The sequence below is a fragment of the Nitrospirota bacterium genome, assembly GCA_013388455.1.
In the GTDB taxonomy this organism is placed as follows: domain Bacteria; phylum Nitrospirota; class Thermodesulfovibrionia; order Thermodesulfovibrionales; family SM23-35; genus JACAFF01.
On record JACAFF010000040.1, the window covers coordinates 25845 to 35987 of the forward strand.

Below are 10143 nucleotides of genomic sequence, written 5' to 3' on the forward strand. Positions count from 1 at the left end.
ATAATAGCAAATATACAGAAGTTATTGTAATAATAGTAATTTTATGTTAATAATATCTTAATTGATTATGAATACAGCAAGGAAATATTTAATCTCAAAATAATCAATATCTGAATACTTTTTTGTAAAAAATCCTTATGCTCTATAAATTCAGGGATACATAAAAAATAAAGGAGAATATTGCTCATAATGAAAAACAAAGTATATTTAATAGACGTTACAAACAGAGACGGTGTTCAGACATCAAGGATACTACTTCCTAAACTTTCAAAAACAATGCTGAATATCTATCTCGATGAGATGGGGATTTATCAAAGTGAAGTAGGATTTCCAACACTCAAACATGAGATCAATTATATAAATGCCAATCTCGAACTTGTAAAACTCGGCACCATAAAAAAGATTCATCTCGAGGGATGGTGCAGGGCTATACCGGAAGATGTAAGATTAAGCTTTAAAAATTGTCCAGATCTAAAACATCTTAATATATCGATGTCTACATCGGAAATCATGATAAAAGGTAAATTTCAAGGGAAAAAGACTTTTAAAGACATTATCAAATCACTTATTGATGCAGTAAAAACTGCTAAAGAACTCGGAGCAGAAACTTTAGGAATTAATGCAGAAGATGCTTCTCGCACTGAGCTTGACAGACTTATAGAATTTATACTTGCAGGGAAAGAGGCTGGAGCTGACCGTTTTAGATACTGCGATACTCTCGGCACAGACGACCCTATAACTATCTATGAAAGAACTAAGGCCTTAGCATTGGCTACAAAATTTCCGATCGAAATGCACTGCCATAATGATCTTGGGATGGCAGAAGCAGTTTCAGTAGCTGGTGCACAGGGTGCAATTGAGGGTGGAGTTGATACATATATCAATACAACAGTGAACGGGTATGGCGAACGTTGCGGCAATTGTGACTTGGTTTCAACAATCCTTGCACTGAAGTTTTCACAAGGACTAAAAAACAAGCTTCCCCTTGACGAACATGTTGATCTGAAAAAAGCGTGGAAAATAGGAAGATATGCTTCTTATGCATTCAATATTCCGATACCGATCAATCAACCTGGAGTTGGGGCAAATGCATTTGCCCATGAATCAGGTATCCATGCAGATGGTGCCTTGAAAGACAGACGCAACTATGAACTCTATGACCCGGAGGATGTGGGGAGAGGTGAGCCTGAACTCGCTGAGACAGGAAGAATAATCACTACTGGTGAATATGGTGGGATTAAAGGCTTCAGACATGTATATGATAAGCTCGGGCTTCATTTTCAGGATGACAATGAAGCAAGAAGAGTTCTTGAACTTGTTCAGTATGCTAATCTTCACACACAAAAACCTCTGACGGATGATGAATTAAGGCTTATTGCAACACATCCTGATGTTGTGAAGAAAATACTTACGGTAAATCTTTAATTATGTATACTATCACCTTAATACCTGGCGACGGGACAGGACCTGAAATAACTGAAGCTACAAAACGTGTAATAGAAGCTACAGGAGTCCCTATCTCCTGGGATATACAGGAAGCAGGACTTGAGGTATATGAAAAAGAAGGCAATCCATTACCACAAAGGGTTCTTGACTCCATAAAGAGAAACCGAATCGCTCTAAAGGGACCTATTACAACTCCTGTCGGAAAGGGTTTCCGTAGTGTAAACGTATCACTCAGACAGAATCTTGATCTTTATTGTTGCTTGAGACCATGTAAATCATTTAAAGGCACAAAATCTCGATACGAAAATGTTGACCTTATAATCGTGAGAGAAAATACAGAGGATTTATATGCAGGGATTGAATTTGAGAAAGGTTCTGAAGGTGCTGAAAATATTATAGAACTTATTCATAAATTGACAGGCAAACGAATAAGACCGGATTCTGGTTTAAGTATTAAACCAATATCAGTTTATGCTACTGAGCGTATTGTTAAATTTGCTTTTGAGTATGCACGAAAAACCAAAAGGAAAAAAGTGACAGCAGTACATAAAGCCAATATAATGAAATTTTCAGATGGCCTTTTTCTTGATACAGCACGGAATGTTGCTGCACAATATCCTGATATTGAATTTGAAGATAGGATCATCGATAACATGTGCATGCAGCTTGTTCAAAAACCTGAACTATATGACGTCATAGTCCTGCCGAATTTATATGGAGATATCGTATCAGATCTTGCAGCAGGTCTTATCGGCGGACTTGGGCTTGCTCCAGGCGCAAATCTCGGGGAAGAATATGCTGTTTTTGAAGCAACGCATGGAAGTGCTCCGAAATACAAAGGGTTGAATAAAGTTAATCCATTGGCTATGATACTTTCAGGGGTTATGATGCTGAAACATATGGGAGAGTTTGAAGCAGCCCAAAGACTTGAAACCGCAGTAGCTTCTGTCATAGAAGAAGGAAAGAATGTTACCTATGACATGAAACCTAACTCTGATGATCCGACTGCTGCTACAACATCACAGATGGCAGATGCCATAATCGAAAAACTCAGTTAATCCCTAACGATGGAAAGCGGCAGTTCACAGACAATAGAACCCCCACATAGAGCTGTAAAATTCTCCTTCAGCAAATGCTTTCCCCTGTCATTGCGAGGAGTCCCGAAAACATTCGGGACGACGTGGCAATCTCATGTGGCCTGACATCCTTCTTATCATAATTTTTATAATCATCAACGGTTTTTTTGCAGCCGCTGAAATAGCAGTTGTTGCAACCCGGCGAATCAGGATCCGGAAATTAGTAGAAGAAGGAAACAGAAACGCCCTTATTCTCCAGAGATTCAAAGAGGAGCCTGACAGGTTCCTTGCAACAATCCAGATCGGCATTACCCTCGCCGGAGTGATTGCTGCAGCCATCGGAGGTGCAACTGCAGTACAGATTATAAAACCGGCAATTCAGGAGATTCCCATAAAACCTATCGCCTCTTCGGCTGAAGCTGTATCGATCGGAATCGTTACGCTCGTTATCACATACTTTCTCCTTATTTTCGGCGAGCTTATCCCGAAATCAATCGCATTGACAAATCCTGAGCGAATAGGATTAAAAACAGCAAGACTTGTTGAGGTCTTTTCAAAGGCGGCTTTCGTCTTTGTAAGATTTATGACTTTCAGCACGAATATCCTGCTGAAACCCTTCGGCAAAAAAACCTATACCGGAAGGGCAATCACCGAAGAAGAGGTGCGGATGTTAATACAGGAAGGGGGCGAACAAGGAATATTTGAGCCAACAGAACAGGCCCTCATCCACAGCGTTTTTGAATTCACCGATATGTCAGCAAAAGAAGTTATGGCACCAGCAACTCAGATGGTCACAATCAGTCTTGGAATGACCGCAGAAGAAATCAAGAATACCATTACAGAGGAACAGTTTTCACGTTATCCAGTAATCGGCAAGGACCTGAATGATATCCGGGGAATTCTCTATGCAAAAGATTTCTTGAATTCACTGGCAAAAGGAAGTGTAGACATAAGAAAAATAATTAAGCCACCGTATTTCATTCCTGAGACTATGAAAATAAGCAATCTTCTTAAAGAGATGCAGAAAAAGAGAATCCATATGGCTTTAGTCATTGACGAATATGGTGGTGTTTCTGGGCTTGTGACAATGGAAGACCTGCTCGAGGAGATTGTAGGTGAAATAAGGGATGAATATGATATTGAAAGCCCTGTTGTACAGTTGAGCGATGGAACATTGCTAGTTGATGCATCTATCAGCATAAGGGACCTGAAGGAAGATCATGCGATAGAAATTCCTGAATCTACCGAATATGAAACCCTGAGCGGTTTTCTCCTCACTACCCTCCAGAAAATTCCAAAGGTTGGAGATATTGTTGAAATCGAGGGGAAAAAGATAACGATCTCAGAGATGGTTGGGCAAAGGATTGCCAAGGTCACATTGGAGAAGCTGCCAGAAGAAGTTAAGGAAGAATAGAATAAAACTGCCAGCCCTTCTGTCTTTAACCTGTAACCCTTTCGTAAAACCGCCGATGAACCCACCCTCCGTATTGCCCTGAAAGTCATCTGGACTGTCAGTAGATAAACTTTTTTACTGACATTGCCATTATCATTTGTTATCCTTTATAATTTTAATTTGTCATGAAGAAGAAAGTATCAGTAATAGGAGCCGGGAATGTCGGTGCAACAACTGCTCTTTTTATTGCTCAGTCAGGGCTTGCTAATGTTGTTTTGTTTGATGTAGTTGAAGGTATGCCACAAGGTAAGGCTCTGGATATGGCAGAGGCATGCCCTCTCTGGAATTCATCATCAAAGATCACAGGAACAAACAATTATTCTGATACAGCAGACTCTGATGTTATTGTTATTACTGCAGGACTTGCAAGGAAACCCGGCATGTCAAGAAGTGATCTTCTACATGCTAATGCTGAAATTATCAAAAACGTTTGCCACAACATTGCAGAAACATCCCCTCATTCCATAATTATTGTGGTAACCAATCCAATGGATGTTATGGCACAGCTCGCATGGAAAACAACTGAATTTTCATGCAAAAGGGTAATGGGTATGGGCGGCATTCTCGATGCTTCACGATTATCAGCATTTGCAGCCTGGGAATTGAACGTTTCTCCTGAGGATATAGATGCTTTTGTTCTCGGAGGACATGGCTATGATATGGTGCCTTTACCAAGGTTCACAACAGTAAAAGGGATTCCAATCACGGAAATTCTTTCCAGAAAAAAGATTAATACTTTAATAGAGCGCACAAGAAATGGTGGTGCAGAAATAGTCTCATTACTCAAATCAGGCAGTGCATATTATGCACCAGCTGCTTCTACATTCCAGATGGTTAAATCAATCTTACTTGATGAAAAGCGTATGCTTCCCTGCGCTGCTTATTTAAACGGAGAATATGGTATAAAGGATTTATACATGGGAGTTCCAATTATTCTCGGGAAAGAAGGTGTTGAAAAAATAGTAGAAGTGAAATTAACAAATGAGGAAAAAATACAATTCAGGAAATCATGTAAGTCAGTAAGAAAATTGATAAAAAATTTAGGAATATAAATGGAGGTTAAATGGAAAAAACACTATCAATAGTCAAGCCTGACGGTGTCAGTAAAAACCTTATTGGTGAAGTTATAAAAAGATTTGAACAGAAAGGATTAAGAATAGCTGCACTGAAGATGATCAAACTCTCCAGAGAAGAAGCAAAAGGTTTTTATATCGTTCATAAAGAAAGGCCATTTTATGAGAGCCTAACCAGTTTCATGTCTGAAGGACCTATTGTTGTAATGGTCGTGGAGGGCAATAATGCTATTCGAAAAGTCCGAGAAATTATGGGAGCAACAAATCCTAAAGAAGCTGCACCTGGTACAATAAGGGCTGACTTTGCTTCGGACATTGAGCATAATATTGTTCATGGATCAGATTCAAAAGAGTCAGCTGCATATGAGATCCCGTTCTTCTTCTCTGCAATTGAGATCTTCTAATACGCACTATTAACACTGACCTTTTCGCAAATGTTTGTCATTATCCAGCTTGTGACCATATTAACCCGAATAATGCAGATATTGCTCAAAAATTTATTTAATTGTATAAAAAATTATTAAATAATCTCTCTTTGTTTTATGCATAAAAATATTCGTAAAGCCAACAATTATAACTATACTAAGATAATGTTTTTAAAATCTTCTAAAAACTAATAACTTACCCAAATCCAGCGATAAAGAGATGTTATTTTCCATGTCTTTTTAAGAAGATAATGTTACTATTTTAAAATAGTAACATCATAATAAGGTAAACAACTTGAAAAATCACATATTAATTGACTAAAATTATAACTCTTATTCAATTGGAGGTAACATGTCTGAAATTATAGAAATCAGATGGCACGGAAGGGGAGGCCAGGGAACCGTTACCGCAGCAAAAGTACTTGCTGACGCTTGTTTAAGCGGAGGGCGATATGTTCAGGCTTTTCCTGAATATGGACCCGAAAGAGCAGGGGCTCCACTGAGAGCTTACAACAGGATAAGTTCAAAAGAAATCAGGATGCACTGTCCAGTTCTCAATCCAAAGGTTATAAGTGTAGTAGATTCAACACTTCTTGATAGCATCAATGTAACTGAGGGTGCTAAAGAAGATGCAATATTTATTGTTAACACATCGAAAGACCCGACAGAAATCAAACAGAAGCTGAATGTCAAAACGAACCAAAAAGTCTTCACAGTTGATGCAACAAAAATTGCAATTGAGTGTTTTGGAAGACCATTGCCAAATGCTGCGATGCTTGGTGCTATAATTAAAGTTACCGGCATTGTAACACTCGAACACCTCCTCGAAGATGTCCAGAAAAGTTTTGGCAAGAAGTTTTCTCAAAAAATCATAGATGGAAATCTCGAGGCAACAAAGAGGGGATATGAGGAGGTGAAAGAAGCTTGAAATTAAAAAGTTGGAAAGAGGTAACCCCTGGAGCAGTAATAACTGAGGCAGGGAATGCTGTTGAGTTCAAGACTGGCTCATGGAGGTCGTTCAGACCTGTCTTTATAGAAGAAAATTGCATACAGTGTCTTTTTTGCTGGTTATACTGCCCGGATATGGCAATAAAAGTGAAAGATGGCAAAAGAGCTGAATTTGATTATGACTTTTGTAAAGGCTGTGGCATATGCGCACTTGAGTGTCCTGGGAAAAAAGGTAAAAAGGCTATTATTATGGAGGAAGAAGGTAAATAATGGCAAAAATCGTTGCTGCAACAGGTAATGAAGGAGTTGCGAATGCCTTGAGGCAGATAAATCCTGACGTATGTGCAGCGTATCCAATAACTCCACAAACAGAGCTAATGCAACGGTTCTCGAGTTTTGTTTCAAATGGTCAGGTTAAAACAGAACTAATCCTTGTAGAAAGCGAGCATAGTGCTATTAGCGCCTGTGTTGGGGCTTCCGCAGCAGGTGGAAGAGTAGCAACAGCTACATCATCACAGGGTCTGGCTCTTATGTGGGAAATTTTATTTATAGCTTCAGGGTTAAGATTGCCCATAATTATGCCTGTGGTAAATAGGTCATTATCAGCACCTCTCAACATTCACTGTGACCACTCTGATGCCATGGGTGCGAGGGATGCTGGTTGGATACAACTTTGGTCTGAAAATGCACAAGAAGCATATGACAATACAATACAGGCATTCCGCATCGGAGAGCACACTAAATTAAGACTTCCTGTCATGATATGTTATGACGGTTTCATCATTGGTCATTCTATTAACAGAATTGAATATCTTGAAGATGAAGAGGTTCAAAATTTCGTCGGTGAGTTTATTACAGTAAATCCACTTCTTGATATTGAAAAGCCTGTCAGTTACGGGCCTCTCATACTTCCTGATTACTATATGGAATATAGAAAATCCCAGGAAGATGCTTCATCAAAGGTATCTGATATAGTTCTTGAAATAGCAGATGAATTTGAAAAACTTTCTGGAAGAAAATATGGGTTATTCGAGGAATACAGGCTTGACGACGCAGAAATCGGCATTGTAATACTTAATTCTGCTGCTGGAACTACTAAGGATGTTATAGATGAATTTCGAAATAGAGGAGTTAAAGCAGGACTTTTAAAACCAAGATTATTCAGACCATTCCCTTATGTAGAAGTCGGAGAAGCAATGAAACATTTAAAAGCTGTATGCGTTCTTGACAGATCCGATGCATTTGGTTGTTCTTATGGACAGGTCTTTCTTGACATATCTGCAAGTCTATATCCATACGAAAAAAAACCTATACTCATTAATAAAATCTACGGATTAGGTGGAAGAGATTATTTGCCCCAGCATGCAGAGTATGTGTTAAACGAACTTGTTGAGATCTCAGAGACAGGAAAAGTAAAGACTTTTAAAGAGTACATAGGAGTCAGAGAATAATATGGCAAAAATAATCACACTAAAGGAACTTTCAAAAAAGGATATATCATTATCATCAGGACACAGATTATGCGCAGGATGTGGTGCACCAACCGTCGTTAAAATGGTTCTTCTTGCATCCGATTATCCTGTCATAGCAGCATCATCAACAGGTTGTCTTGAAGTTTCAAGCTGCATTTCGGATTACACTGCCTGGAAAATCCCATGGATACATTCTGCATTTGAGAATGCAGCAGCAACTATATCCGGCGTTGAAACAATGTATAGGTCATTGAAAAAACAGGGCAAGATAACAAAGGATATCAAATTCATTACATTCTGTGGTGACGGCGGAACATATGATATCGGACTTCAGAGCCTTTCAGGAGCGATGGAAAGAGGCCATGATATGCTTTATATTTGTTATGATAATGGAGCTTATATGAACACCGGCATTCAACGCTCAAGTGCTACTCCGCTTGGCGCCGACACCACTACAAGACCTGCTGGAAGTAAGATTCCAGGGAAAACCGAGCAGAGAAAGAATTTAACAAAAATCTTGGCAGCCCATAATATACCCTATGTTGCACAAGCTTCACCAAGCCACTGGATGGATCTCGTTAAAAAGGTAAAAAAGGCATTGGAGATAAAAGGCCCTAAATTTATGAATATTCTTTCCCCTTGCAACAGAGGCTGGAGATCCCGCACAGATGATTCTATTCTGTTGAGCAGGCTTGGGGTTGAGACCTGTTACTGGCCACTATATGAAATAGAAAACGGTATTACCAGAATAACGTTCAGACCAAAAGAAAAAAAACCAATAGAAGAATTCCTTAAACCACAGGGGAGATTCAAGCACCTCTTCAAACCTGAAAATGAATGGATCATAAAAAAGTTTCAGGAAGATATTGACAGAGAATGGGATAAACTTAATAAAGAAGAATCTCTTTTTGTTACTTGAAATAAATAAGTAATTATGATAGTTTTAAAACCATGATTGGTTCTGACCTCGTAATGTATGAAGAGGAGTTCCATAAGATTGACGAGGAACTCCAGAAATTATATCATCAATCAAATTCTAAAGTAGTCTTCCTTGTAGACAAGAATGGTCAGCTCATTGCATCTGCAGGGGAAACTCGTGATCTTGACACTACATCTCTGGCTTCTTTAACGGCTGGAAATATTGCAGCAACAGGTGGAATTGCAAGACTTCTGGGTGAAAAGGAATTCTCAATTCTTTTCCACGAAGGTGAAAATGATAATATACACATTTCAGTTATTGGTCAAAGAATTATCCTTGTTGTAATATTTGATCAACGTTCATCGTTGGGTCTGGTTCGTCTACGTGTGAAAAAGGCAAGTGAGGCATTAGGAAAGATTTTTGATGAAATAAATCAGAAAGCTGAAAAAGAAAAGGGTGAGGGAAAATTTGAGGAATCCATCTTTGCAGAGATTAGTGATGAAGATATTGACAATCTCTTCCGGTAGGTGTATCTTAAGTGTCCTTTATTAATTACTCCTCACGAGAAATCAATTGTAAAATAGTCTATTATGGTCCTGGACTTTGTGGAAAAACAACAAATCTTCAATATATATACAGACGAACGAATCCAGATCAAAAGGGAAAACTCATCTCCCTTGCAACAGAAACAGAAAGAACTCTCTTCTTCGATTTTCTACCATTAGCTCTTGGAGATATTAAGGGTTTCAGGATACGTTTCCATCTTTACACGGTTCCCGGACAGGTCTTCTATGCTGCCAGTAGAAAACTTATACTAAAAGGGGTTGACGGCGTTGTATTTGTTGCAGATAGCCAGATTGAGCGTATGGAATCAAACCTCGAGAGCATTGACGACCTCGCTATTAACCTTGCTGAACAGGGTTATGAACTTGACAAACTTCCATTCGTCATTCAATACAACAAGAGAGACCTTCCAAATATAGTTCCTGTTGAAGAGATGAACAGGCTTTTGAATCACAGAAGCGTGCCTTACTTCGAAGCTGTTGCTGTAACAGGGAAAGGTGTTTTCGAAACCCTTAAAACAGTTGCCAAAAAGGTTTTAATAGAGTTAAAAAAGCATTATTAAAAATAACCAATCCATATTTCGATATCCCTAAAATTTACTTTAATCCCTGTAATGTTTATCTATTTCATTTAGATTTTTGATGAGGCAATTCGGCTGGTGGACGGTAGGGGATTCGAACCCCCGACTTCCACGTTGCGAACGTGGCGCTCTCCCATCTGAGCTAACCGCCCTTCCATCTCTAAAACAATTTTAATTATAAAGCTAT

General features: G+C 38.9%; 11 protein-coding genes and 1 tRNA gene. 11 read left to right on the forward strand and 1 reads right to left on the reverse strand.

The features are described 5' to 3' along the window. Positions 1-189 precede the first annotated feature (189 nt). From HXY53_09155 to HXY53_09205, 11 genes are all read left to right on the forward strand, one after another. Complete coding sequence (locus HXY53_09155) at positions 190-1425, forward strand: homocitrate synthase (GenBank protein NWF76715.1); 1236 nt, start codon at positions 190-192, stop codon at positions 1423-1425. Positions 1426-1427: 2 nt separating this feature from the next. Then, positions 1428-2504 (forward strand): isocitrate/isopropylmalate dehydrogenase family protein, encoded by a 1077-nt coding sequence (locus HXY53_09160; protein ID NWF76716.1) that lies wholly within the window; start codon positions 1428-1430, stop codon positions 2502-2504. Positions 2505-2637: 133 nt separating this feature from the next. Next, positions 2638-3936 (forward strand): HlyC/CorC family transporter, encoded by a 1299-nt coding sequence (locus HXY53_09165; protein ID NWF76717.1) that lies wholly within the window; start codon positions 2638-2640, stop codon positions 3934-3936. Between the two features lie 164 nt (positions 3937-4100). Further along, positions 4101-5027: a malate dehydrogenase gene (gene mdh / locus HXY53_09170; GenBank protein NWF76718.1), complete on the forward strand. Its 927-nt coding sequence runs from the start codon at positions 4101-4103 to the stop codon at positions 5025-5027. 11 nt (positions 5028-5038) lie between these two features. Beyond that, a complete protein-coding gene (ndk, locus tag HXY53_09175; protein NWF76719.1) occupies positions 5039-5452 on the forward strand; it encodes a nucleoside-diphosphate kinase in 414 nt (137 codons plus the stop codon). A gap of 373 nt (positions 5453-5825) precedes the next feature. Then, positions 5826-6401 (forward strand): 2-oxoacid:acceptor oxidoreductase family protein, encoded by a 576-nt coding sequence (locus HXY53_09180; protein NWF76720.1) that lies wholly within the window; start codon positions 5826-5828, stop codon positions 6399-6401. Further along, a complete protein-coding gene (locus tag HXY53_09185) occupies positions 6398-6691 on the forward strand; it encodes a 4Fe-4S binding protein (GenBank protein NWF76721.1) in 294 nt (97 codons plus the stop codon). The genes HXY53_09180 and HXY53_09185 overlap by 4 nt, the downstream gene beginning before the upstream one ends. After that, a complete protein-coding gene (gene porA / locus HXY53_09190) occupies positions 6691-7872 on the forward strand; it encodes a pyruvate ferredoxin oxidoreductase (protein ID NWF76722.1) in 1182 nt (393 codons plus the stop codon). Before HXY53_09185 ends, porA begins: the two co-directional genes overlap by 1 nt. A 1-nt stretch (position 7873) precedes the next feature. Further along, positions 7874-8812: a pyruvate ferredoxin oxidoreductase gene (locus HXY53_09195; GenBank protein ID NWF76723.1), complete on the forward strand. Its 939-nt coding sequence runs from the start codon at positions 7874-7876 to the stop codon at positions 8810-8812. Between the two features lie 32 nt (positions 8813-8844). Continuing rightward, the gene (locus HXY53_09200) at positions 8845-9339 is read left to right on the forward strand and encodes a roadblock/LC7 domain-containing protein (protein ID NWF76724.1); all 495 of its coding nucleotides are present in this window, start codon (positions 8845-8847) and stop codon (positions 9337-9339) included. An 11-nt stretch (positions 9340-9350) separates the two neighbouring features. Next, complete coding sequence (locus HXY53_09205; protein NWF76725.1) at positions 9351-9938, forward strand: GTPase domain-containing protein; 588 nt, start codon at positions 9351-9353, stop codon at positions 9936-9938. 94 nt (positions 9939-10032) lie between these two features. On the opposite strand, the gene HXY53_09210 is transcribed toward HXY53_09205, so the two are convergent. Then, positions 10033-10108, reverse strand: a tRNA-Ala gene (locus HXY53_09210). Positions 10109-10143 lie beyond the last annotated feature (35 nt).

Excerpts from the sequence above, each read along its gene's own strand:
- HXY53_09165 (NWF76717.1), top strand. The coding sequence starts at position 2,638 with ATGTGGCCTGACATCCTTCTTATCATAATTTTTATAATCATCAACGGT.
- porA (NWF76722.1), top strand. The coding sequence starts at position 6,691 with ATGGCAAAAATCGTTGCTGCAACAGGTAATGAAGGAGTTGCGAATGCC.
- HXY53_09180 (NWF76720.1), top strand. The coding sequence starts at position 5,826 with ATGTCTGAAATTATAGAAATCAGATGGCACGGAAGGGGAGGCCAGGGA.
- ndk (NWF76719.1), top strand. The coding sequence starts at position 5,039 with ATGGAAAAAACACTATCAATAGTCAAGCCTGACGGTGTCAGTAAAAAC.
- mdh (NWF76718.1), top strand. The coding sequence starts at position 4,101 with ATGAAGAAGAAAGTATCAGTAATAGGAGCCGGGAATGTCGGTGCAACA.
- HXY53_09195 (NWF76723.1), top strand. The coding sequence starts at position 7,874 with ATGGCAAAAATAATCACACTAAAGGAACTTTCAAAAAAGGATATATCA.
- HXY53_09160 (NWF76716.1), top strand. The coding sequence starts at position 1,428 with ATGTATACTATCACCTTAATACCTGGCGACGGGACAGGACCTGAAATA.
- HXY53_09200 (NWF76724.1), top strand. The coding sequence starts at position 8,845 with ATGATTGGTTCTGACCTCGTAATGTATGAAGAGGAGTTCCATAAGATT.
- HXY53_09155 (NWF76715.1), top strand. The coding sequence starts at position 190 with ATGAAAAACAAAGTATATTTAATAGACGTTACAAACAGAGACGGTGTT.